General features: G+C 71.6%; 20 protein-coding genes. 13 read left to right on the forward strand and 7 right to left on the reverse strand.

The window, feature by feature from the left end; all coding sequences use genetic code 11:
* Window positions 1–13 precede the first annotated feature (13 nt).
* From ACFZAM_RS10780 to ACFZAM_RS10810, 7 genes are all read left to right on the forward strand, one after another.
* Window positions 14–679 (forward strand): SigE family RNA polymerase sigma factor, encoded by a 666-nt coding sequence (locus ACFZAM_RS10780; RefSeq protein ID WP_391044626.1) that lies wholly within the window; start codon window positions 14–16, stop codon window positions 677–679.
* The gene (locus ACFZAM_RS10785) at window positions 672–1,703 is read left to right on the forward strand and encodes a hypothetical protein (protein ID WP_391044629.1); all 1,032 of its coding nucleotides are present in this window, start codon (window positions 672–674) and stop codon (window positions 1,701–1,703) included. Before ACFZAM_RS10780 ends, ACFZAM_RS10785 begins: the two co-directional genes overlap by 8 nt.
* A gap of 159 nt (window positions 1,704–1,862) precedes the next feature.
* Complete coding sequence (locus ACFZAM_RS10790) at window positions 1,863–3,134, forward strand: Ig-like domain-containing protein (RefSeq protein WP_391044632.1); 1,272 nt, start codon at window positions 1,863–1,865, stop codon at window positions 3,132–3,134.
* Window positions 3,135–3,180: 46 nt separating this feature from the next.
* Window positions 3,181–3,690: a MarR family winged helix-turn-helix transcriptional regulator gene (locus tag ACFZAM_RS10795; protein WP_188282203.1), complete on the forward strand. Its 510-nt coding sequence runs from the start codon at window positions 3,181–3,183 to the stop codon at window positions 3,688–3,690.
* 78 nt (window positions 3,691–3,768) lie between these two features.
* Complete coding sequence (locus ACFZAM_RS10800) at window positions 3,769–4,110, forward strand: DUF3817 domain-containing protein (RefSeq protein WP_355349631.1); 342 nt, start codon at window positions 3,769–3,771, stop codon at window positions 4,108–4,110.
* A 188-nt stretch (window positions 4,111–4,298) separates the two neighbouring features.
* Entirely contained in the window at window positions 4,299–5,999 is a 1,701-nt protein-coding gene (locus ACFZAM_RS10805; protein ID WP_391044635.1) for a methylmalonyl-CoA mutase family protein, read from the forward strand.
* Window positions 6,000–6,152: 153 nt separating this feature from the next.
* Window positions 6,153–6,344 carry a DUF397 domain-containing protein gene (locus ACFZAM_RS10810; RefSeq protein WP_355349625.1) on the forward strand — a complete coding sequence of 64 codons (192 nt, stop codon included), beginning with the start codon at window positions 6,153–6,155 and terminating at the stop codon, window positions 6,342–6,344.
* Between the two features lie 55 nt (window positions 6,345–6,399).
* Here ACFZAM_RS10810 and ACFZAM_RS10815 read toward each other — a convergent pair whose 3' ends face one another.
* Entirely contained in the window at window positions 6,400–7,047 is a 648-nt protein-coding gene (locus tag ACFZAM_RS10815) for a TetR/AcrR family transcriptional regulator (protein ID WP_355349622.1), read from the reverse strand.
* Window positions 7,048–7,274: 227 nt separating this feature from the next.
* On the opposite strand from ACFZAM_RS10815, the gene ACFZAM_RS10820 reads away from it, so the two are divergent.
* The 4 genes from ACFZAM_RS10820 (at window position 7,275) to ACFZAM_RS10835 (ending at window position 11,574) form a co-directional block, all read left to right on the forward strand.
* A complete protein-coding gene (locus tag ACFZAM_RS10820; RefSeq protein WP_391044638.1) occupies window positions 7,275–8,258 on the forward strand; it encodes a tetratricopeptide repeat protein in 984 nt (327 codons plus the stop codon).
* Window positions 8,259–8,931: 673 nt separating this feature from the next.
* The gene (locus tag ACFZAM_RS10825) at window positions 8,932–9,558 is read left to right on the forward strand and encodes a DUF6230 family protein (protein WP_355349616.1); all 627 of its coding nucleotides are present in this window, start codon (window positions 8,932–8,934) and stop codon (window positions 9,556–9,558) included.
* A 98-nt stretch (window positions 9,559–9,656) separates the two neighbouring features.
* A complete protein-coding gene (locus ACFZAM_RS10830) occupies window positions 9,657–10,259 on the forward strand; it encodes a DUF6114 domain-containing protein (RefSeq protein ID WP_355349613.1) in 603 nt (200 codons plus the stop codon).
* Window positions 10,249–11,574: a hypothetical protein gene (locus ACFZAM_RS10835; protein WP_391044642.1), complete on the forward strand. Its 1,326-nt coding sequence runs from the start codon at window positions 10,249–10,251 to the stop codon at window positions 11,572–11,574. Before ACFZAM_RS10830 ends, ACFZAM_RS10835 begins: the two co-directional genes overlap by 11 nt.
* A 95-nt stretch (window positions 11,575–11,669) precedes the next feature.
* Here ACFZAM_RS10835 and pyk read toward each other — a convergent pair whose 3' ends face one another.
* The 3 genes from pyk to pta form a co-directional block, all read right to left on the reverse strand.
* Window positions 11,670–13,088, reverse strand: a complete 1,419-nt coding sequence (gene pyk / locus ACFZAM_RS10840) for a pyruvate kinase (protein ID WP_355349607.1) — start codon at window positions 13,086–13,088, stop codon at window positions 11,670–11,672.
* A gap of 75 nt (window positions 13,089–13,163) precedes the next feature.
* Window positions 13,164–14,312 carry an acetate/propionate family kinase gene (locus ACFZAM_RS10845; protein ID WP_391044645.1) on the reverse strand — a complete coding sequence of 383 codons (1,149 nt, stop codon included), beginning with the start codon at window positions 14,310–14,312 and terminating at the stop codon, window positions 13,164–13,166.
* On the reverse strand, window positions 14,309–16,390 hold the full coding sequence (pta, locus tag ACFZAM_RS10850) for a phosphate acetyltransferase (protein WP_355349601.1): 2,082 nt from the start codon (window positions 16,388–16,390) through the stop codon (window positions 14,309–14,311). Before pta ends, ACFZAM_RS10845 begins: the two co-directional genes overlap by 4 nt.
* Window positions 16,391–16,568: 178 nt before the next feature.
* On the opposite strand from pta, the gene ACFZAM_RS10855 reads away from it, so the two are divergent.
* Together ACFZAM_RS10855 and ACFZAM_RS10860 are read left to right on the forward strand one after the other, a co-directional pair.
* Entirely contained in the window at window positions 16,569–17,567 is a 999-nt protein-coding gene (locus tag ACFZAM_RS10855) for a 2-hydroxyacid dehydrogenase (protein ID WP_355349598.1), read from the forward strand.
* A 109-nt stretch (window positions 17,568–17,676) separates the two neighbouring features.
* Entirely contained in the window at window positions 17,677–18,702 is a 1,026-nt protein-coding gene (locus ACFZAM_RS10860; RefSeq protein ID WP_355349595.1) for an ATP-dependent 6-phosphofructokinase, read from the forward strand.
* A gap of 58 nt (window positions 18,703–18,760) precedes the next feature.
* Here ACFZAM_RS10860 and ACFZAM_RS10865 read toward each other — a convergent pair whose 3' ends face one another.
* The 3 genes from ACFZAM_RS10865 to ACFZAM_RS10875 all read right to left on the reverse strand — a co-directional run bounded on the left by ACFZAM_RS10865 (window position 18,761) and on the right by ACFZAM_RS10875 (window position 24,058).
* On the reverse strand, window positions 18,761–19,777 hold the full coding sequence (locus ACFZAM_RS10865) for a chitinase (protein WP_355349592.1): 1,017 nt from the start codon (window positions 19,775–19,777) through the stop codon (window positions 18,761–18,763).
* Between the two features lie 199 nt (window positions 19,778–19,976).
* Complete coding sequence (gene glgB, locus ACFZAM_RS10870) at window positions 19,977–22,514, reverse strand: 1,4-alpha-glucan branching enzyme (protein WP_391044648.1); 2,538 nt, start codon at window positions 22,512–22,514, stop codon at window positions 19,977–19,979.
* Window positions 22,511–24,058, reverse strand: coding sequence for a maltokinase (locus ACFZAM_RS10875; RefSeq protein WP_391044650.1), 1,548 nt, complete (start codon window positions 24,056–24,058; stop codon window positions 22,511–22,513). The genes glgB and ACFZAM_RS10875 overlap by 4 nt, the downstream gene beginning before the upstream one ends.
* Window positions 24,059–24,323 lie beyond the last annotated feature (265 nt).

Genomic DNA, 24,323 nt, shown 5'->3' on the forward strand with positions numbered 1-24,323 from the left:
AGGGAAGAACCACATGACCGCACAGCCAGAACCGGCGGCGGACTTCGACCAGTTCTACGCCGCCACGGCGAAGCGCATGGTGGCCGTCGTCTACACGATCACCGGGGACCTGGGTGAGGCGGAGGACGCCGTGCAGGAGGCGTACGCCAGGGCATGGCAGCGCTGGCCGAAGCTCACCGCGGAGGGCGACCCCGCGCCCTGGGTGCGTACCGTCGCCGTACGTCTGGCGGTGAGCACCTGGCGCAAGGCCCGCAACCGGGTGCGCGCGCACTTCCGGCACGGGCCGCCGCCCGACGCCCCGGCGCTCGCACCCGACCGGGTCGCGCTGATCGACGCCCTGCGCGCGCTCGGCGACGACCAGCGCACCGCCGTGGTCATGCACCACCTCCTCGACCTGCCGGTGGAGGAGATCGCCCGGCAGACCGGCGTGTCCAGCGCCGCCGTACGGACCCGGCTGAGCCGGGGGAGGAGAGCACTGGGGGCCCTGCTCAAGGACGACCCGGCGGACGACGCGGAGCCCGAACCCGCCGCGTACGCGTCCGCCGCCCACGACACCGCCGGTCGCGGCGCTCACGACCCCGCAGGTCGGGACGCCGCCACCGCTACCGCCACCGCCGACGACGCACGCCACGCACGTGCGGCGCGCCACCGCACCGAGGAGGTGCCCCTCCATGGCTGACCCGTTCGGCCGCCCGGCCGGTCCCGACCCCCTCGGCACCGCCGATGACACCCCCGCCGCCGACATGGACACCGACATCGGCTCGCACTCCGACATCGGCTCGGACTCCGCCGATCCGCTGGACGAGCGGCTGCGCGGACTCGCCCGCGACACCGAGCCGTTGGTCGTACTCGCCGGGGCCCCGGCCGCCCGCAGGCTCGGCGAACGGCGGCGCGCCCGCCGCAGGACCGGGGCCGTGTCGCTGGTCGCGGCCCTCGCGGTCGCCGTCGGCACCTGGCAGTTGCTGCCCGGCTCCGACGGCCCGCGCGGCACCGGCGCGCTGCCGGGCACCGTCGCGTCCACCACGCCCCCGCCGGAGCCGCCCGACCCGGCCGCCCTGGCCCACCGCCTCACCGACGAGCTGCTGCCGCCCGGCGCCCTGCCGTTCTTCCCGGTGGCCCCCTGGAAGACCCTCGCCCCGGGTACCGCGCTCAAGCTCATGGGGGCCTGCCCGGTACCGTCTCCCGCCGGAGACGTACGGGCCGGCGCGGTGCGGCTGTACGGCGCGTCGGCGGGGGAGGAGGCGGAGTACCTGCTCTACGCGTTCACCGACGCCGAGGCCGCCCGCTACCGGACGGAACGGTTCGGCGAGGCGGTGAAGGACACGTGCGGTGTCGAGCTGACCACCGACCTCGGCACGACCGGTGAGGCCGCCGACAGTCCGGTCACCTACCAGGGCAGCAGCAGAACGGGCACCGGGGTGCAGATCCTGATGAACCGGCAGGGCGCCTACCTCGCCGTGCTGCTGATCCGCGGGCTGGGGAACCCGCTGGGCTCCGGGAGCGACTATGCCAACAAGCACCCGCAGCCGATCGCCTGCATCGCGGCGTCGCTGAACCGGCTGACGGAGGCCGGCGCGCGACCGAGCGCTTCCATGTCGCCGCCGGACGTCTCCATCGACGGCACCAGCGGCGGGGTCGGCAGCGGGGTCGGCGGCGGGTCCACGATGTCGCGCGGCTTCGTCGGCGACGGGAAGTCGTGCTGAGCCGCCGCGTTCTGCCCTGACCTCACCCGCCGCCGACCTGCCCACCGCCGAGCCGAACACCGCCGCCCCGAACACAGCCGATCCGATCACCGCCGATCCGAACACTCTTCGCCCCGACCGCCGTTCGCCCCGACCACCTCTGACAAGGAACCGACTGCCGTGTACCGCACTCGCATACGCAACCCCCGACCGCGGGCGCTCGCCGTGCCCGCCCTCCTGCTGGCCGTGGCGATGGGCGTCACCGCGTGCGGCGGCCACGACGGCGACAAGGCGGGCGGCTCGTCCGACGGCAAGGGCGCGGGCCGGTCCGCGTCCGCCGACTCCGGCGCGCGGATCACCGTCACACCGGCCAAGGACGCCGCGGACGTCGACCCGGCCGCGCCGGTCAAGGTCACCGTCGACGGCGGCACACTCGGCACGGTCACCGTGACCCCCGAGGGCACGTCCAAGGACGGCGTGACGCCGATCGAGGTGACCGGCGCCCTGGACGCCGCCAAGCACACCTGGACCTCCGACCGCACGATGACCCCCGGCACCGCCTACACCGTCCAGGTCACCGCGGCCGACAGCGCGGGCAAGCAGACCCGTACCACCAGCGCCTTCCGCACCCTGACGGCGGCCAAGGTCAACGGCGTCACCCCGACCCCGCTGAACAACGCGGTCGTCGGCGTCGGCCTGCCCGTCTCCCTCGCCTTCGACAAGCCGGTCACCGACAAGGCGGCCAGGGCGGCGGTCGAGAAGGCGCTGACCGTCACCACCAGCCCGGCCGTCCAGGGCAGTTGGGGCTGGATCACCGACCCGCTGACCGGCATTCAGCGGGTGGACTGGCGGCCGGACGCGTACTGGACGCCGAACACCAAGGTCACGCTGACCGCCAGGCTCAGCGGCATCGACACCGGGGGCGGGCGCTATCTGCGCCGCGACATCCACGACACGTTCACCATCGGGACCGCCCGGATCTCGTACGTCGACCTCAAGGCGCACACCATGCGGGTCACCGAGAACGGCAAGACCGTCAAGAACTTCAAGATCTCCGGCGGCAAGCCCGCCTTCCCCACCTGGAACGGGCAGATGGTGGTGATCAGCAAGCAGTCCACCGTGCGTATGACGTCCTCGTCGGTCGGCATCGCCACCTCCGAGGACTCGGCGGACTTCTACGACAAGGACGTGAAGTACGCGGTCCACATCACCACCTCCGGCACGTACACCCACGCGGCGCCCTGGAACGACGCGATGATGGGCGTGCAGAACGGCAGCCACGGGTGCATCGGCATGCACACCGCGGACGCCAAGTGGTTCTTCGACCGGGCGGTCCGCGGCGACCTGGTGATCACCTCGGGCTCCACGCGCGCCACCGTCGACAAGGGCAACGGCTTCGGTGAGTGGAACCTCGGCAAGGACGCGTGGCGCCGGCTCAGCGCGCTCGCCTGACGAGACACTTGTGCCCACTATGTGACCGACGGGTAGGCTCTTCGCCGTGTCAAAGCCGCTGAGCCTGCCCTTCGATCCGATCGCCCGCGCCGACGAGCTGTGGACCCGGCACTGGGGCGGGGTCCCCTCGATGGGTGCCATCACCTCGATCATGCGCGCCCAGCAGATCCTGCTCGGCCAGGTCGACGCGGTGGTCAGGCCGTACGGGCTGACCTTCGCGCGGTACGAGGCGCTGGTGCTGCTCACCTTCTCCAAGGCGGGCGAGCTGCCGATGTCCAAGATCGGCGAGCGGCTGATGGTGCACCCGACGTCCGTCACCAACACCGTGGACCGGCTGGTCTCCGCCGGTCTCGTCGCCAAGCGCCCCAACCCCAACGACGGCCGCGGCACCCTCGCCTCGATCACCGACAAGGGCCGCGAGATCGTCGAGTCCGCCACCCGCGACCTGGTCGCCATGGACTTCGGCCTCAGCGCCTACGACGCGGAGGAGTGCGGCGAGATCTTCGCGCTGCTGCGCCCCCTGCGGATAGCGGCGGGCGACTTCGAGGAGTCCTGACCTGCGGTCGACTGCGCGCGTCCCGTCGTCCCCCGACCCGGATGAGCCCGGCATTTCGGGGCGGCTAGGCTCGATGCCATGAAATCCAGCGTGCTGACCCGCTACCGCGTGATGGCCTACGTGACAGGCGTGCTGCTGATCGCGCTCACCCTGGGCGTGATCGCCAAGTACGTGTTCGACATCAATGGCGCGGGCACCTTCACCAGCGCGGTGGGCTTCGCCCACGGCTGGCTCTATGTCGTTTACCTCGTTATGGCCTTCGACCTGTGCAACAAGGCGAAGTGGCCGATCGGCCGGATGGCCTGGGTGCTGCTGGCGGGCACCGTCCCGACCGCCGCGTTCTTCGTGGAGCGTCGCGTGACGCGTGAGCTGGCGCCGAAGGTGATCCAGCCGGAGAAGCCCGAGCCCGTCAACGCCTGAGCCTGTCGACGCCTGAGCCCGTCGACCGCCTGGGCGCGTCAAGCCCGAGCCCGTCAAGCCCGAGCCCGTCAAGGCCGTCACGTCTGGGCCGTCACGTCCGGGCCCCGGCCCTCTGAGACCCGGCTCACCCCAAGGGTGAGCCGTGTTCCCATCGACATTTACTAGGACGTCCTAGTAAATTCAAGGGTATGGACTCCCAAGGCATCGAGACAGGCCGCCAGCGCTGGCAGGCACGGTACGACTCAGCCCGTAAGCGGGAGGCCGACTTCAGCACGCTCTCGGGCGACCCCGTGGAGCCGGTGTACGGCCCGCCGGCGGGTGCGGACGTCCCCGGGTTCGAGCGGATCGGCTGGCCGGGCGAGTACCCGTTCACACGCGGACTGCACCCGACCGGCTACCGGGGGCGTACGTGGACGATCCGGCAGTTCGCCGGATTCGGCAACGCGCGGCAGACCAACGAGCGCTACAAGATGATCCTGGCCGCGGGCGGCGGCGGCCTCTCCGTCGCCTTCGACATGCCGACCCTGATGGGCCGCGACTCCGACGACCCCCGCTCGCTCGGCGAGGTCGGCCACTGCGGTGTCGCCATCGACACGGCCGCCGACATGGAGGTCCTGTTCGACGACATCCCGCTCGGCGACGTCACCACCTCGATGACCATCTCCGGACCCGCCGTCCCGGTCTTCTGCATGTACCTGGTCGCCGCCGAGCGGCAGGGCATCGACCCGGCCGTGCTCAACGGCACACTCCAGACGGACATCTTCAAGGAGTACATCGCCCAGAAGGAGTGGCTCTTCGAGCCCGCCCCGCACCTGCGGCTGATCGGCGACCTGATGGAGCACTGCGCCGCCTCCATCCCCGCGTACAAGCCGCTGTCCGTCTCCGGCTACCACATCCGCGAGGCCGGGGCGACGGCCGCGCAGGAGCTGGCGTACACCCTGGCCGACGGCTTCGGCTACGTGGAGCTCGGCCTGTCGCGCGGCCTGGACGTCAACACCTTCGCGCCCGGCCTGTCCTTCTTCTTCGACGCGCACCTCGACTTCTTCGAGGAGATCGCCAAATTCCGCGCCGCGCGCCGCATCTGGGCCCGCTGGATGCGCGACGAGTACGGCGCCACCAGCGACAAGGCGCAGTGGCTGCGCTTCCACACCCAGACCGCCGGGGTGTCGCTGACCGCGCAGCAGCCGTACAACAACGTCGTACGTACCGCCGTCGAGGCGCTGTCCGCCGTGCTCGGCGGCACCAACTCGCTGCACACCAACGCCCTCGACGAGACGCTGGCGCTGCCCAGCGAGCAGGCCGCCGAGATCGCGCTGCGCACGCAGCAGGTGCTGATGGAGGAGACCGGCGTCGCCAACGTCGCGGACCCGCTGGGCGGTTCCTGGTACGTCGAGGCGCTGACCGACCGCATCGAGGCCGACGCGGAGAAGATCTTCGACCGGATCAGGGCGCTGGGCGCCAAGGCCGTGCCGAGCGGCGAGCACCCGATCGGGCCGATGACCTCCGGCATCCTGCGCGGCATCGAGGACGGCTACTTCACCGGTGAGATCGCCGAGTCCGCCTTCCAGTACCAGCGCTCCCTCGAAAAGGGCGACAAGCGCGTCGTCGGTGTCAACGTGCACCACGGCTCCGTCACCGGCGACCTGGAGATCCTGCGGGTCAGCCACGAGGTCGAGCGCGACCAGGTCCGCGACCTCGCCTCCCGCCGTACCGCCCGCGACGACGCCGCCGTCCGCACCGCCCTGGACGCCATGCTCACCGCCGCCCGCGACGGCTCCAACATGATCCCGCCCATGCTCGACGCCGTCCGCGCCGAGGCCACCCTCGGCGAGATCTGCGACGCCCTGCGCGCCGAATGGGGCACCTACACCGAGCCCGCCCGCTTCTGACCCGCGGTGGTACGCCGCCGGTCGGGCCGTGGCCTGTCGTCCGTCCGGCGCGCCGTGTAGTCCGTCGTCGTCACGGCCCGTTCCGTTCGCTGTTCGCTGGGTAGCCTCGACATCTCGTGCGCAATCCACCGGCCCTCCAGCGAAAGGACGTTCGTGGCCCTTGAAGCGACCGTCGGCGACGACGGGATGATTCACATCCGCGAAACCGAGCAGCCGGAGATCGTGGCCGTGACCACCCCCGCCAAATGGGAGGCCTTCGTCAAGGGCGTCCGCGCCGGGGAGTTCGACCACTTCGTGGCAGGCGTGGAGACCCCGGAGTGCGGCGCTGTGAACGCGACCCCCTGACGCCGGGGCCGGCCGCCTCCGGCCCCCTGGCTCCGGGCCCCCTGGCTCCGGCCCCCTAGCTCCTGACGCCGGTGAGGCCGGTGGTCAGGAGGAGGGCGAGGCGGTCGGCCCAGTCGGGGTCGACCGGGCCGGCGCTGACCATCACGCGGTGGACGACGGTGCCGGCGATGACGTCGAAGATGAGGTCGGCGTCGCGGCCGGCGAGGGCGGGGTCGCACGGAGCGGGCGGGTCCGGGGGGAGTTCGCCGCGCTGCTGGGCGCGGTGGCGGCCGAGGAGGACGAGGTGCTTCTGGCGGTCGACGATCGCCTCGCGGATGCGCAGCCGCAGGGCGTCGTCGTGGGTGGCCTCGGCGACGACGGCCATCAGGCCCGTTCTGATGGCGGGCCGGTTGAGGAGTTCGGCGAAGCGCAGGACCACGCCGCGGATGTCGGCGTGCAGGCTGCCGAGGTCCGGGAGGTCGAGCTGCTCCTCGAACAGGGCGGCGATGGCGTCGACGACCAGCTCGTTCTTGCCGTTCCAGCGCCGGTAGAGGGTGGTCTTGGCGACGCCCGCGCGGGCCGCCACGTCGCTCAGCGTCAGCTTTCCCCAGCCCAGTTCGACCAGCGCCTCGCGGGTGGCGCCGAGGATCGCGCGGTCCGCCTCGGCACTTCGCGGGCGGCCGGTGCGTCTGTGAGGGGCGGGGGGCTCCACGAGCGGCTCCATAAGGCGGACCATACCGGCCGGTAGGTTACGTGACGAGTGACCGGTATCACATCGGGCGGCTTCCGCCGGGCAGCTCAGGGCAGTTACGCTACGACCCGTAGCGAAACGTGCGACAACCACGGGTGCGGATGGGGATCCGTACCGACAGCACCGCTCAGCACCACCAGATCCGGGGTCTATCCGGGGTCTGTGCACGATCGGCTCCGGTAGGGGGGAGGATTGACCTCATGCAGCCACGGAACATGTCCATGAGCGGCGTGGTCGACCTCGCCGCGGTGAAGGCGGCCGGTGAGGCCAAGGTGAAGGCCGAGCAGGCCAGGGCGCAGCGGCAGGACCCCGCGAACGCCGACGCCCACACCGCTTCGCCGCTCGTCATCGAGGTGACCGAGGAGACCTTCGAGAGCGACGTCCTCCAGCGCTCCGCCGAAGTCCCGGTCGTCATCAGCTTCTGGGCCGACCAGGCCGACGCGAGCAAGCAGCTCAACGCGGTACTGGAACGGCTCACCGCCGAGTACCGCGGGCGCTTCGTCCTCGCCACCGCCGAGGTCTACGCCAACCAGATGCTCTTCCAGCAGTTCGGTGTCCAGGGAGTGCCCGCGGTCTTCGCGGTGCTGGCCGGGCAGGCCATGCCGCTCTTCCAGGGCGGCGCGCCCGAGGACCAGATCACCGAAGTGCTCGACCAGTTGATCGCCGTCGCCGAGCAGCGCTTCGGCATCGTCGGCCCCGAGGTCGACACGGACGCCGCCGCCCAGGGCGCGGCCCCGGCCGCCGAGGCGCCCCCGCGCCCGGCCACCCCGCAGGAGCTGGCGCTGTCCGCCGCGCACGACGCGCTGGACGCCGGTGACCTGGGCGGCGCCATCCAGGCGTACCGCAATGTGCTCTCCGACGAGCCGGGCAACGCCGAGGCCAAGCTGGGCCTGGCCCAGGCCGAGCTGCTCGACCGCGTGCAGGGCGCCGACCAGCAGGCGGTCCGCGAGGCCGCCGCCGCGTCACCCTCCGACGTCACCGCGCAGCTCGCCGCCGCCGACCTCGATCTGGTGGGCGGTCATGTGGAGGACGCCTTCTCGCGGCTGGTGGACACCGTGCGCCGCACCGCGGGCGACGACCGCGACGCGGTCCGCGTACGGCTGCTGGAGCTGTTCGAGGTCATCGGCCCCGACGACCCCCGGGTGGTCGCCGCGCGTACGGCGCTGATCAGAGTCCTCTTCTGAGGCGGCCGGGCGGCTGAACGGGACGCTCCGCCGAGCTGACCCTGCGGTCAGTTACCGCCGGTTCCCCGAGTGCCCGCCCCGGTTTTACTCAGAGATTTAGCGATACGGCGACCGCACTTTATCAAACCGTGACAATGAGCGGTCGCCGTTACCTCCGGTAAGAAATCAGCTCCGTTTCGACCGCTGATGTTCTTTATGCCGGATTTACCTGCCCCGGTCTTCCTTACTCTGCGTGAAATCGCCCCGTCCGGGGCGCACGGCCGCGACACCCATCCGTTACTCGCTAGTAATGAGCCCCTTGTGCGGCGCGCCCGAATGGACCACGATCGGCCAAGCTCGGTCCGTTGCCACAGCCCGGCCGCCAGTCGGCGCCACGGTCCGCGGGTCCCCGCCGAGTGGGTGCGTACGGCTCATGCCGCCGCTCCGGGACAGGGGGGTCTTCGCCTACCGGCGGAGCCTGTCCAGCAGGTTGCGCGAGAGCGTGGCCAGTGGTTGTCGCTCGGGGGTGATCGCCGAAGATTCGGACACCGCCGTCCGTACTCCTTGCTTCTTCGTGGGGAGGGACGGTCCGCCGATCACCGGCGCTCTCCTTCCCGAGGACGTAGCACTTCTCCCATCCCAGGCCAGGACCCGAACATCCCGGCCGGAGATGTACGTCCGAGAAGGAGGAAAAATGGAGTCGCTCGTTCGTGGCGGTACCAGATGGCGGCGGTTCGCCGTCGTCATGGTGCCGAGTGTCGCGGCTACGGCCGCGGTGGGTATAGCCATCGCTCAGGGCGCGCTCGCCGCGTCGTTCAGCGTGTCAGGTCAGCAGTTCAAGGTAACGGCGGATCACCTGGACGGCACCGGCTTCGAGCAGTACGGCGCGCTCGACGTTCAGCACGGTGGCAAGTACATTCCGGTCGCGGTCTCGGCGTTCACCGACGCCACCATCAACGGCCTGTGCCAGTCCGTGGTCGTCCCGACGCCGATCGGTGACGTGACCCTGAAGTTGACCGCCGGCAAGGACCCGAAGAAGCCGGTTGTGGCACACAACCTCTACATCGACCTCGACCAGCTCGACGCCGATGCGGAGTTCCGGAACATCAACATCGGTGTCGCGGCCGGTGACAGTCACAAGGGTCCTGGCATCAAGGACAAGGACGCGACGGACCCAGGGTCGTTCGCCCAGGAGGCCGACCGGGCCATCCTCGACGGCGTGCACCAGACCGCCTGGGCCACCAGCGCGGGCACCTTCAAGCTCGCGGGCCTCAGCCTCGGCGTCAAGAAGGGCTCCGGCGCCGGGGTGGAGTGCTACTAAGCACCGCCTGAGTGGTCCGGGTGAGCCGCGCGGGACGCGGCTCACCCGGCGCCACCGATCGATCTCTCAGCAAAGCCAGTCCCAGGGAGCTGTTTCCTATGAGCGCCGAGTCAACAGGACTGAGTGCCCGGATCCGTTATTGGCGGCTGTCGTTCCGCCACTGGCGTTGGGGGCGCCCGTTCTGGGCGGGTCTGCTGACCCTCCTCGCCGGAGTGCCGATCGCCTACTTCCCGTACGCGAACCTCACGCTCGGCCAACTGACCGTCCGGATGGCGACGACCGCGGGCTCCGGCTCGCTGATCATCGGTGTCCTGCTGTTCGTGCTCGGCCTCACCATGTGGTTCCAGAGCGCGGTACGCATCTTCGCCGGTGTCGCGTCGATCCTGCTCGCCCTGGTGTCGCTGGTGGTCTCCAACTTCGGCGGCTTCCTCGTCGGCTTCCTGCCCGCGCTGCTCGGCGGCGCGCTCGCCGTCTCCTGGGCGCCGGGTGTCCCGGCGACCGACGAGCCGGGCGAGAAGGCGGAGCTGCCCGACGGCGCCCCTGAGGGCGGCGGCGACGAGAACGCTCCGCCCACCCTGCCCGCGCAGTCCCAGGGGCCCCACGAGCCCGCTGAGGCGTACGGACAGCCCGAGCCGGTCCACGCCGGAGCGCGGCCCGACGAAGAGAACACCGAGGAGAACGGGAGGCACCGTGCTGGGTGACGACGCTCAGCAGGCCGAGAGCGACGGGTCCCGTAACCGGGCCACCTCGGGACCGCGGCACGCGGCTCCCCGCAAGTCCCTGCTGACCAAGCTGCACGTGCCCGCCGGGAAGGCGGTCGCTCTGGCCGCGATGCCCACGGCCGTACTGATGGGCATGGGCTTCACGCCGCATCTCGCGCAGGCCGACGAGATGCCCAAGAACCCGTACAAGCCCGGCCCCTGCGTGACCCAGTCGGACACCCCGAGCCCTTCGGCCTCCAAGAGCGCGGCGGACGGCAAGGCCACGGACAAGCCGGGCGGGCAGGAGACGTCGAAGCCGACGACCGGCCCGAGCCCGTCGAGCAGTCCGAGTCCTTCCACGAGCCCGGAGGCGCCCGCGCCGACCGACTCGGCGAAGGCCCCGTCGTCCGACAGCGGCGCCGACAGCAAGACCGAGAACACGTCCCGGGCGACCGGCACGCCGAGCGCGACCCCGAGCCCGACCAAGTCGGTCAACCCGTGGGACCCGCTGGGCCTGGGCGACCTGGTGAGCGGGCTGCTCGGCGGCGGCAAGACCCCGACCGCGACGCCCACCACCCAGGCCCCGCAGCCGGACCCGGCGCCGACGACGGCGAAGCCCGAGCCGAGCACGTCGCCGTCGGCGAGCGCGCCCGCCAAGGGCGACGACCCGGTGGGCACGGCCGGCAAGACCGTCAAGGACACCGTGGACACCGCCGTCGGCGGTCTCGACAAGACGGTGAAGGACGCCAAGGACGCGGCCAAGGACGCCAAGGACAAGGCGTCGCCCAGTGCCACCCCGAGCGCGGGCGGCACCGACGACCCGCAGTCCTACCCGTGCCCGGTGTACGACGCGAAGGCGCTCGCCGACGCCGATGTCGAGCAGGGCATACCCCTGCTGCCGGACACCCCGTGGGTCCTGAAGACCACGAAGCTGACCCTGCACGGCCTGTCGTACCACGGCATAGTCAAGGTCAAGACGCACAACGGCACGGTGAAGGACGTCCTGAAGTTCACCGTCTCCGGCATCGACATCGACAATCTGCACCAGATAGTCGACGGCCCCAAGGGCACGAAGACGAACGTCGAGGCGGCCAAGGGCTCCACCTCGAAGTTCACCAACGGCACGGTGACGCTCTACACCGAGTCCCTCAGCGGCAATCTCCTCGGGCTGATCCCCATCACCTTCACCCCGAAGGCGCCCCCGCCGCTGACCCTCCCCGAACTGTTCTTCACCAACGCCACCGTCATCCAGGCGGCCCAGTTCGGCGGCACCCTCCACGTCCCCGGCATGCACATCTACGGCACCCCCGGCTAGCCGAGCCCCCAACGCCGCGCGGCCCGCACCCCTTTCGGAAGGGGCGCGGGCCGCGGGCGGTCGCTGGTCGCTGGTTTCTCCGGGGGAGGGGGCGGTCAGTCGCCGAGGTGGTGGACGCGGACGAGGTTGGTGGTGCCGGGGACGCCCGGAGGGGAGCCGGCGGTGATGATGACGGTGTCGCCCTTGGCGTACTCGGAGAGCTTGAGCATCTCGCGGTCGACGAGCTCGACCATGGCGTCGGTGTTGTCGACGTGCTCGACCACGAAGGACTCCACACCCCAGGTCAGCGCGAGCTGGTTGCGGGTGGCGGGGTCGGTGGTGAAGGCCAGGACCGGCTCGGGCACGCGGTAGCGGGCCAGGCGGCGGGCGGTGTCACCGGACTTGGTGAAGGCGACCAGGGACTTGGCGTCCAGGAAGTCGCCCAGCTCGGCGGCGGCGCGGGCCACGGCGCCGCCCTGGGTGCGGGGCTTCTTGCCGGGGGCCAGCGGCTGGAGCCCGCGGCACAGCAGCTCCTCCTCGGCGGCCACGACGATCCGCGACATCGTCTTGACGGTCTCGATCGGATACTTGCCGACCGACGACTCGGCGGACAGCATGACCGCGTCCGCGCCGTCCAGGATCGCGTTGGCCACGTCGGACGCCTCGGCGCGCGTGGGCCGCGAGTTGGTGATCATCGACTCCATCATCTGGGTCGCCACGATCACCGGCTTGGCGTTGCGCCGGCACATCTCGACCAGCCGCTTCTGCACGACCGGCACCTGCTCCAGCGGGTACTCCACGGCGAGGTCGCCGCGCGCCACCATCACCGCGTCGAACGCCGCGACGACGCTCTCCATGTTCTCGACCGCCTGCGGCTTCTCCACCTTGGCGATGACCGGGACGCGGCGCCCCTCCTCGTCCATGACGCGGTGCACGTCACGGACGTCCTTGGCGTCGCGCACGAAGGACAGCGCGACCATGTCGACGCCCATCCGGAGCGCGAACCGCAGGTCGTCGATGTCCTTCTCGGACAGCGCCGGCACGTTCACCGCGGCGCCCGGCAGGTTGATGCCCTTGTGGTCGGAGATCACGCCGCCCTCGACCACCAGCGTGCGGACCCGCGGGCCCTCGACCTCGATGACGCGCAGCGCCACGTTGCCGTCGTTGATCAGGATCGGGTCGCCCTTGGAGACATCGCCCGGCAGACCCTTGTACGTGGTACCGCAGATGGACTTGTCGCCCGCGACGTCCTCGACGGTGATGGTGAACTCGTCGCCCGCGATCAACTCGACCGGTCCGTCGGCGAATTTGGCGAGGCGGATCTTGGGACCCTGGAGGTCGGCGAGGACTCCGATCGCCCGGCCGGTCTCGGCGGCGATCTTACGGACGCGCTGGTAGCGCTCCTCGTGCTCGGCGTGGCTGCCGTGACTGAAATTGAAACGGGCCACGTTCATGCCCGCCTCGACCAACGACTTGAGCTGGTCGTAGGAGTCGACGGCGGGACCCAGGGTACAGACGATCTTGGCTCGGCGCATGGGCGCTATCCTATCGGTTTGTTCCGCTCCGGAATATTCCAGGGGCGGTCGTGGCTGCGGGACGGTCAGCCATGCTTATTCGGTCGCCAGTACGTAAGTATCGCGGGCGATCTCCAGCTCTTCGTCAGTGGGCACCACCGCGACGGCCACCCGCGACGCCGCCGCCGAGACCAGCCGGGCCGCAGTGCCGCGAAGCGCGTTGCGTACAGGGTCCATAGTGACACCTAGATTGTCGAGACCCAACAAAGCCGCTTCGCGAACTGCGGCCGAATTCTCGCCGACGCCCGCCGTGAAGGCGATCGCGTCCACCCGGCCCAGCACCGCGCTGAAGGCCCCCACGTAACGGCGGATCCGGTGCGCGTAGACGTCGAAGGCGAGCTGCGCCGCCCGGTCGCCCTCGGCCATCCGGCGGCCGATCTCCCGCATGTCGTTGTCACCGCACAGGCCCAGCAGACCGCTGCGCTTGTTCAGCAGCGTGTCGATCTCGTCGGTGCCCATCCCGGCCACCCGCTCCAGGTGGAACACCACCGCCGGGTCGAGGTCGCCGGAGCGGGTGCCCATGACCAGCCCCTCAAGGGGCGTCAGGCCCATCGAGGTGTCCACGCACACCCCGCCGCGCACCGCGGAGGCCGACGCGCCGTTGCCCAGGTGCAGCACGATCACGTTGACGTCGGCCGGCTCCCTGCCGAGCAGCTCCGCCGTCGCCCGCGAGACGAAGGCGTGCGAGGTGCCGTGGAAACCGTAGCGGCGGATGCCGTACCGGTCGGCGGTCGCCGCGTCGATCGCGTACCGCGCCGCGGCCTCCGGGATCGTCGAGTGGAAGGCCGTGTCGAAGACCGCGACCTGCGGCAGATCGGGCCGCAGCTCACGCGTCACCTTGATACCGGTGATGTTGGCCGGATTGTGCAGAGGTGCCAACGGCACCAGCTCCTCGATCGCGGCCACCACCTCGTCGGTGATCAGCGTCGGCTCGGTGAAACGCGTACCGCCGTGCACCACCCGGTGGCCGATCGCCGCCAGCTCCGGCGAGTCCAGGCCGAGGCCCTGCTCGTCGAGCTGCTCCGCCACGGTGTGCAGCGCCGCCGCGTGGTCGGGCGCACCGCCGCCCTCGCCGATCCGCTCCACCAGACCGGTCGCCAGACGCGCGTGGTCGGCCATGTCCAGCAGTTGGTACTTCACCGACGAGGAGCCGGAGTTGATGACCAGTACACGGGTCGCGCTCACGGGTTCTCTCCCTGGGCCTGGATCGCGGTGATCGCGACCGTCGTGACGATGTCCTGCACCAGCGCGCCGCGCGACAGGTCGTTGACCGGCTTGCGCAGACCCTGGAGCACCGGTCCGACGGCGACCGCGCCCGCCGAGCGCTGCACCGCCTTGTACGTGTTGTTGCCGGTGTTCAGGTCGGGGAAGATCAGCACGGTCGCCTGCCCGGCCACCGCGGACCCCGGCATCTTGGTGGCCGCCACCGAGGGCGCCACCGCCGCGTCGTACTGGATCGGCCCCTCCACCAGCAGGTCGGGCCGCCGCTCGCGGACCAGCTCGGTGGCCGCCCGCACCTTGTCGACGTCCGCGCCCGAGCCCGAGGTGCCGGTCGAGTACGACAGCATCGCGATCCGCGGCTGTACGTCGAAGCGGGCCGCGGTGCCCGCCGCCTGGATGGCGATGTCCGCCAACTGCTCGGCGTCCGGGTCCGGATTGACGGCGCAGTCGCCGTACACCAGCACCTTGTCCGCCAGGCACATGAAGAACACCGAGGAGACGATCGCCGCGTCGGGGCGGGTCTTGATGATCTCGAAGGCCGGGCGGATCGTCGCGGCCGTGGAGTGCACCGCGCCCGACACCATGCCGTCGGCCAGGCCCTCCTGGACCATCAGGGTGCCGAAGTACGACACGTCCGCGACCACGTCGTACGCCAGCTCGTAGCTGACGCCCTTGTGCGCGCGCAGCTGCGCGTACAGCGCGGCGAACCGGTCCCGCAGCGGTGAGGTCTGCGGGTCGACGACGCTCACGCCCGGCTGGTCGAGGGAGATCCCGAGGTCGGCCGCCTTCTTGCGCAGCGTGTCCTCCTCGCCGAGCAGGATCAGGTCGCACACCCCGCGGCGCAGCAGCACCTCGGTGGCCCGCAGAATTCGTTCCTCGCCGCCCTCGGGCAGCACGATCCGCTTGCGCGCCGACCGCGCCCGCTCGATCAGCGCGTGCTCGAACATCATCGGCGTCACCCGCGCCGACCTGGCGACCGACAGCCGCTCGGTCAGCTCCGCGGTGTCCACATGCGTCTCGAACACGCCCAGCGCCGTCTCCGCCTTGCGCGGTGTGCCCGCGCCCAGCTTGCCGTCCAGCGCGAACAGCCCGGCCGCCGTCGGGAAGGAGCCGGTCGCCACCGACAGCACCGGGGTGCCGGGCGCCAGCCGGTTCGCCAGCGCCAGGATGTGCGGCGGCGGCTTCTCGTCCAGCGTCAGCAGCACCCCCGCGATCGGCGGCGACCCCGCCGAGTGCGCCGCCAGCGCCCCGATCACCAGATCCGCCCGGTCGCCGGGCGTCACCACCACACAGCCGGGGGTCAGCGCGGGCAGGAACGTCGGCAGCATCGCGCCGCCGAACACGAAGTCCAGCGCGTCCCTGGACATCCCCGCGTCGTCGCCCAGCAGCACCCGCGCGCCCAGCGTCTCCGCGATCTGCGCCACCGTCGGCGCCGACAGCGCGGGCTCGTCCGGCAGCACGTACACCGGCACGTCCGGGACCCGGCCCAGCCGCTCCGCCGCCTCCGCGACCTCCGCCGGGGCGACCCGGTTCGCGATCATCGCGATCACGTCGCAGCCCAGATTCGTGTACGCGTGGTACGCGTTGCGCACCTCGGCGACCACCGACTCCGCCGACTGCTCCAGACCGCCGATCACCGCGAGCACCGACGCGCCGCACTCGTTCGCCAGCCGCGCGTTGACGCCCAGCTCCGCCGGGAGGTTGGTGCCCGCGAAGTCGGACCCCAGGATCAGCACCGTCTCGTACTCCGCCGCCACCCTCAGGTAGCCGTCCACCAACCGGGCGGTCAGCGCCTCCTGTCCCTGCTCGGCCTGGAGCGCCGCCGCCTCCTCGTACCCCATGCCGAAGACGCTCGCCGCGTCCTGGGTCAGCCGGTAGCGGCTGCGCAGCAGCTCGAAAATACGGTCGGGGGTGTCGTGGACCAGCGGGCGGTAGACGCCGACCCGGTCGACCTGGCGGGTCAGCAGCTCCATCACCCCCAGCTCGATCACCTGGCGGCCGTCGCCGCGGCCGATCCCCGTGAGGTAGACGCTGCGCGTCACGCTTGATCCGTCCGTTCTGCCCTGAACCCTTCGCGTACGGCCGTACGCACCCCTGACGCTAACGCTCCCGGGTACCGCCTGCCGCCCAGGGGCACCTGCCCGCCTCCGCGAGGCGTGGCGCGGGGCGCGCGGCGCGCACGTAGAGTGAGGAAGGACTCACGTAAGGAGGGCCGGTCCTGTGGACGTGTTGGCGACTGGGGTGCAGCGCGACGAGCGCCCTCTGCTGGAGGCGGCCTTCGGGGCGCGCCATCAGGTGCGGTGTCTTGAGACGTTCCTCACCAAGGACACCTTGCCGCTGGCGGCGGGGTACGAGGCCGTGTCGACGAGTGTGAACGCGGTGCTGGACGCGCCGGTGCTCGAAGCCCTGGTGCGCGGCGGCACGAAGCTGATCGCGCAGCGCTCGACGGGCTACAACAACATCGACCTGGACCACGCGGAGCGGCTGGGGATGACGGTGGCGCGCGTGGCCCGCTACTCCCCGTATTCGGTGGCAGAGTTCGCCTGGACGCTGGCCTCGGCGCTGAACCGGCGGATCGTCCGGGCCGCGAGCCGCACGCGCGACTTCGACTTCCGGCTCGACGGCCTGCTCGGCCGGGACTTCCACGGCCGTACGGTCGGCGTGGTCGGCACCGGCAAGATCGGCACCGCCTTCACCGCCATCGCCCGCGGCTACGGCATGCGGATTCTCGGCTGGGACATCGCGGTCAACCCCGCCTGCACCGAACTGGGGATGGAGTACGTCGAACTGGACCGGCTCTTCCGGGAGTCGGACCTGATCAGCCTCCATGTGCCGCTGATGCCCTCCACCCACCACCTGGTCGGCGAGCGGCGGCTGGCGCTGATGAAGGACGACGCGATCCTGATCAACTCCAGCCGCGGCGGCCTGATCGACTCCGCCGCGCTGGTCGAGACGCTGCGCGAGGGCAGGCTCGGCGGCGTCGGGCTCGACGTGTACGAGGAGGAGGCCGGGGTCTTCTTCTACGACAAGTCGCTGGAGGTGATGACGGACGACACCCTGGCCCGGCTGCTGACCTTCACGCATGTGCTGATCACCTCGCACCAGGCGTACTTCACGGTGGACGCGATCGACGAGATCGTCGCCGCCACCGTCCGCAATGTGGACGACTATGTGGCGGGCCGGATCACCGAGTGCACGCTGGTCCCGAAGTCCCCGTGACCTGGAGCCCCGCTCCGGGGCGACCAGGCGCTGTGATCCACTGGATACCGACAGCGCGTGACAGCACGCGCCACAGCAGCAGCCGACGACCGTCTGGAGAGACAGGCCCATGCGTATCGGAGTCCTCACCGCCGGCGGCGACTGCCCCGGCCTCAACGCCGTCATCCGGTCGGTCGTGCACCGCGCGCTGACCGGGTACGACGACGAGGTCATCGGCTTCGAGGACGGCTTCGTCGGCCTGCTGGAGGGCCGCTTCCGGCCGCTCGACCTCAACTCGGTGAGCGGCATCCTCGCCCGCGGCGGCACCATCCTCGGCTCGGCCCGGCTGGAGCGCGCCCGGCTGCGCGAGGCGGCGGACAACGCGGACGAGATGTGCGCCGAGTACGGCATCGACGTGCTGATCCCGATCGGCGGCGAGGGCACGCTGACCGCCGCCCGGATGCTCTCCGACGCCGGGATGCCGGTCGTGGGCGTGCCCAAGACCATCGACAACGACATCAACGGCACCGACCGCACCTTCGGCTTCGACACCGCCGTGACCGTCGCCACCGAGGCCATAGACCGGCTGAAGACCACCGCGGAGTCCCACCAGCGCGTGATGGTGGTCGAGGTGATGGGCCGGCACGCCGGGTGGATCGCCCTTGAGGCGGGCATGGCGGGCGGCGCGCACGGCATCTGCATCCCCGAACGCCCCTTCGAGCCGTCCCAGTTGGTGGCGATGGTCGAGGAACGCTTCGCGCGCGGCAAGAAATTCGCCGTCATCTGCGTCGCCGAGGGCGCCCACCCGGCCAAGGGCAGCATGGACTACGGCGTCGGCGAGATCGACAAGTACGGGCACGAGCGCTTCGCCGGCATCGGCGCCACGCTGGCCATGGAGCTGGAGGAGCGGCTGGGCAAGGAGGCCCGCCCGGTCATCCTCGGCCACGTCCAGCGCGGCGGCGTACCGACCGCGTACGACCGGGTGCTGGCCAACCGCTTCGGCTGGCACGCGGTGGAGGCGGCCCACAAGGGCGCCTTCGGTCACATGACCTCGCTCCAGGGCACGACGATCGGCCTGGTCCCGCTGGCCGACGCCGTCACCCAGCTCAAGACCGTCCCCGAGGAGCGCATGGAAGAGGCGGAGTCGGTCTTCTGACCCCGCCCCTTCCTCCGCTGCCCTCGCCCGAGGCCGGCTGAGGCCGTCTGACGCGGCCTCAGCCGGTGTACGCGGCCAGGGCCTTGGTGAAGTCGTACGTGTTCTGCGTGATGCCGCTGCACGAGTCGCCAGCGGACTCGCCGGAGCCGCACTTGCGGTCCCGGTTGAGGGCCCAGAAGCTGACGCGGGCCAGGTGGTGGCCGGTCGCGTAGGACACGATCGACTTGAAGTCCGCGAGCGAGACGGTCTCGCCCGCGCTGTCGGTCTTGCCGTTCATCGAGGACAGGCCGACCTTGCGGTAGGCGGCGTCGGAGGACAGCCCGTACGCGCTGGCGACGGCGTTCTTCAGGCCGTCCACCGCCGACTTGGTGGTGGCCAGCATGTCGGTGGTGCCGCCCTGGTCGTAGTCGAAGGGCATGACGGCCCAGGCGTCGATGTTCAGCCCGGCGGCGGCGCCCTTCTTGATCAGGTCCTTGCCCGCGGAGTCGGGCCCGGTCGGCGTGGTGCCGAAGGTGACGTAGATCTTCAGGGCGCTGTTGTTCGCGCGGACCGTCTTGAGCGCGTCGACCACCCGCTGCCGCACGGTCGCGTTGCTGAACTCGCCCGCCTCGATGTCGATGTCGATCGACTTCAGGGAGTAGGCGTCGATCACCTTCTGGTACGCCCCGGCGAGCGCGGACGCCGATGTGCACTTCTGGCCCAGCTTGTTGCCGCTGTAGCCGCCGAAGGAGACGGTGACGTCACCGCCCGCGTTCCTGATCGCGTTGATCGTGGACTGGTCGGTGCCGCCGGTCAGCGCGCGGCTGCCGTCCCACTTCGGGTTGCAGCCGCCGTCGGAGAGCATGAAGGCCATCGTGAACTGCTTGATGCCGGTCGCCGACATCACCGACGTGGCCGAGGGCGGGTTGCCCCAGCCCAGGTAGAGATAGGGCGCCGAGATGCCGCTGGGCAGCGCGGTCGCCGCCGCGTGGGCGGAACCGGCCGCCGTGCCGAGGCCGAGCGCGAGGGCGGCGGTCAGCCCGGTGGCGGCGGCGAGGGCGGTCCTGCGGAGGCGGGGGGTTGCGGAGGACGACATGGGGGACACTCCTTGCCTGAGCGGGGAGTTGAGCTTCCGGAAGGGCCCGGAAAGGCGTTGCCGGAACGGTAGTAGCGCTGGCGTGTCCGCAACAAGGGTTTTGGTTAGGAAACTTTCCTGTCCTGCTGGCGGGGCGCAAACGGCCCCCGCGGGCCGGGCCGTCGCCCGGCCCGCGGGGGCCGTGTCGGTCACGCGAGGGCTACGCCGGGCGCAGCCAGAGGGTCGCCAGCGGGGGAAGGGTCAGCGAGATGCTGTGGGGCTGGCCGTTCCAGGGCGTCGGCTCGCTCTTGACGGGCTCGGCGACCACGACGCCGCTGCCGCCGTAACGGGCCTCGTCGGTGTTCAGCACCTGCTTCCAGACGACGTCGGGGGAGCCGAGGCGGTAGTTCTCGCGGACGACGGGGGAGAAGTTGCTGACGCACAGCAGCGGGTCACCCGCCTCGTCGTAGCGGAGGAAGGAGAAGGTGTTGTCCTCCGCCGCGCCGCCGTCGATCCAGGTGAAACCGCTGGGGTCGGTGTCGAGCTGCCACAGCGCGGGCGCGGCCGTGTACGCCGCGTTCAGGTCGCGGACCAGGTCGCGTACGCCCCTGTGGTCGGCCGCGGCCGGGTAACTCTCGTCCAGCAGCCACCAGTCGGGGCCGTTCTCGTGCGACCACTCGGCGCCCTGCGCGAACTCCTGCCCCATGAAGAGCAGTTGCTTGCCGGGGTGGGCCCACATGAAGCCCAGGTACGCCCGTACGGTGGCCCGCTGCTGCCACCAGTCGCCGGGCATCTTCGCCACCAACGAGCCCTTGCCGTGCACCACTTCGTCGTGCGAGATGGGCAGCACGTAGTTCTCCGAGTACGCGTACACCATGGAGAACGTCATCTCGTTGTGGTGGTACTTGCGGTGCACCGGCTCGTGCGAGACGTAGTCCAGCGAGTCGTGCATCCAGCCCATGTTCCACTTCAGGCCGAAGCCGAGGCCGCCGAAGCCGGCCGGGCCGACCAGGTGGGTGGGCCGGGTGACCCCGTCCCAGGCCGTCGACTCCTCGGCGATGGTGACGGTGCCGGGACAGCGCCGGTAGACCGTCGCGTTCATCTCCTGGAGGAACGCCACCGCGTCCAGATTCTCCCGGCCGCCGTACGCGTTGGGCAGCCAGTCGCCGCCCTCGCGGGAGTAGTCGAGGTAGAGCATCGAGGCCACCGCGTCCACCCGCAGCCCGTCGATGTGGAACTCCTCGCACCAGTACACGGCGTTCGCCACCAGGAAGTTGCGCACCTCGGTACGGCCGAAGTCGAACTCCAGGGTGCCCCAGTCCGGGTGTTCCGCCCGGCGCGGGTCGGCGGGCTCGTACAGCGGCGCGCCGTCGAACCGGGCCAGCGCCCAGTCGTCCTTGGGGAAGTGCGCGGGCACCCAGTCCATGATCACGCCGATCCCGGCCGCGTGCAGGGCGTCCACCAGGTACCGGAAGTCGTCGGGCGAGCCGAGCCGCGAGGTCGGCGCGTAGTACGACGTCACCTGGTAGCCCCAGGAGCCGCCGAAGGGGTGCTCGGCGACCGGCATCAACTCCACGTGCGTGAAGCCGAGTTCCTTCACGTACGCGGGCAACTGCTCGGCCAGCTCACGGTAGGTCAGCCCCGGCCGCCACGAGGCCAGGTGCAGTTCGTAGACGGAGAACGGCGCCCGGTGCACCGGGAGTTCGCCCCTGCGGGCCATCCACTCCTGGTCGGCCCACTCGTACGCCGACTCCGTGACGACCGACGCGGTCGCGGGCGGCACCTCGGTGGCCCGCGCCATCGGGTCGGCCTTCATCCCGCGCGAGCCGTCGGGGCGGGTGATCTCGTACTTGTACGCCGTCCCGCTGCCGACGCCCGGCACGAACAGCTCCCACACCCCGGTCGCGCCCAGCGAGCGCATCGGGAAGCCGGTGCCGTCCCAGTAGTTGAACTCCCCGGCCACGCGCACCCCGCGCGCGTTCGGCGCCCACACCGCGAAGCGCGTACCGGTCACGCCGCCGTGCGTCATCGGCCGGGAGCCCAGCGCCTTCCACAGCTCCTCGTGCCGCCCCTCCCCGATCAGATGCAGGTCCAGCTCCCCGAGGGACGGCAGGAAGCGGTACGGGTCCTCCACGATGTGCTCGCCGTCGTCGTACGTGACGGCCAGCCGGTACTCCGGCACGTCGGTGCGGGGCAGCACCGCGGAGAAGAGGCCGTCGGCCTCGTCGGTGAGGTCGAACCGCTCGCCGTCCACGACGGCCGCCACCGCCCGTGCGAACGGCCGCAGCGCCCTGATCCGGACGCCGCCGTCCACCGGGTGCGCCCCCAGCACTCCGTGCGGGTCGTGGTGCGCGCCGTCCAGCAGCCGTCGGCGGTCGTCGCCGACCAGGCTTCCGGGTTCCGGCCCGATGGAGGGCTCGGGGTCGGCCCCGGACCTCCCGCCGGTGGCGGGCTGCTCGCGCTCACGCGGCGGCAGCGGCACGTCGGACTCGGCCCCGTGCCCCTGCGGGGCGCTCTCGGCGAGCCGGCCGGTCGCGGCCGGGCCCGCGCCGGGCACCGTGACCGTCGGCGCCACAGGACCCGCGCCCGGCACCGGGGCGGCCGGTACCGCCGGGGCGTCGGACGGGGGGGCAGGCGGGGTCGTATCCGCGAGCGGGGCCGGTCCCGGAGCCGTGCCGGAGGCGGCCGGGTGGGGGGTGCCGCGGTCGTAGCCGCGCGCCTGGGCCTCGGGGAGGAAACGGTCGTCGGGGCGTGTCACGGGCTGGACTCCTCAGAAGGGGCGGCGTCAGATGTGGCGGCGGCCAGGCGGGCCAGGGCGGAGAGCGGGATGGGGAGCCAGGCGGGGCGGTGCCGCGCCTCGTACCGGGCCTCGTAGACCGCCTTGTCGGTCTCGAAGGCCCGTATCAGCACGGGCTGTTCGCGCGGGTCCACCCCGGACACGGCGGCGTACCCGGCGCAGAAGGCGTCCCGGTGGCGGGCGGCCCAGGGACCGTTGCCGCTGTGGTGGGCGGCGTAGTCGAAGGACCGCAGCATGCCCGCCACGTCCTGGACCGGCGGCGCCGCCCGGCGCCGTTCGGCCAGCGGCCGGGCGGGCTCGCCCTCGAAGTCGATCAGCACCCACTCGCCGTCCGGACCGCGCAGCGCCTGCCCCAGGTGCAGGTCGCCGTGGATCCGCTGGGCGGTCACCGCGTTGCCGGGGGCCGCGCCGAGCCGCGCGAGGTCGTCGAAGGCCGAGCGCAGCGCCGCGACGTGCGGCCGTACGGCCGGGACCTCCTTCGCGGTCTCGTCCAGCCGCCGGGCCATCGCCGAGGCGATACGTTCCAGCGCTGGGCCGTCCAGGGTACGGACCGGCAGCGCGTCGGCCAGGGCGCCGTGCACCTCGGCCGTGGCGCGGCCGAGCGCCGCCGCCTCGCCGGTGAAGTCGCCGTCCTCGGCGACCGAGGCCAGGGCCAGGGCCCAGCCGTCGGACGAGCCGGGCAGGAAGCGCTGGAGCACACCGAGCGTGGTCGGCTCCGTCGTGCCCGCCGCCGCGCCCTGCGGGCCCATGACGCCCTCCGGCGGCAGCGCCTCGAACCAGGCGACCGGCTCCGCGACCCGCCGCGAGCCCTTGTGGGCCAGCGCGAGCGACAGCTCCAGGTCCGGGTTGGTGCCGGGGGAGACGCGGCGGAACAGCTTGAGGATGTAGGCGTCCCCGTACACGACCGAGGTGTTGGACTGCTCGGCGGTGGAGACGCGCGGGGTCAGCCCCGGCGGGAACTCCTCCTGCGGCTCGACGCTGAAACGCAGCCGCCCGGTGGTGCCGGGCGCGCGGAGCCGTTCGAGCAGCAGCGCGGCCAGCCGGGGGTCGTGCGGCGCGTCGTAGAGCGTCAGGCCGTCGTACGGGCCGCCGACGGCCGGGCCGAGCGCGGCCCGTACCAGCGCCGACGGCAGCAGCGGGTGCGCGCCGAGCAGCAGTTGGTAGCAGTCGGCGGGGCGGCCGGGCTGCTCGACGTCCACCAGGACGTGCAGCAGCCCCAGCGGGCCGAGCCGGCCGCCGGGAGGCATCAGCTCGGTGGCCGCGGCCAGCCGGAAGCCGCCGATGGGCAGGCCCTTGCCGGCGAACCAGCGCTGTTTGGGCAGCCAGGAGCGCAGCAGCGGTTCGAGCGACCGCAGCAGGCCGGGCGCCAGCGGCCGCCCGGCGACGGGCGGCACACCGCTCGCGGACGGCACGTCCGGGCCCGTCGGCGAAGCGGCGGCCGAGGCCGCGGCCGAGGCGGCGGCCGGGGCGGATGAGGAAGCCGCGGCCGAGCGCGCGTCCGTCACGGGGCGTGACCCCGACACGGATGGTGAACTCGATGGTGAATTCGATACGGACGGTGAGGTGGATCCGGATGGTGAGGTGGGTACGGAAGGAGCACGGGTCCAGGAGCGGTCCGACATGACGTCCTTTCCCCGGGGAGTCGCGCACCCGGCCGCTTCGACGCGCGGCGGGGGCGCCAGCCTCCCGGATGACGGGTTCGGGCTGTCCGGCGACACGGGGAGCCTGCCCCGGGCGGGTGACAGGAAACCGCCGTACGGCCCGCCCGCG

This window comes from Streptomyces sp. NPDC008079 (assembly GCF_042957385.1).
Classification (GTDB): Bacteria; Actinomycetota; Actinomycetes; order Streptomycetales; family Streptomycetaceae; genus Actinacidiphila.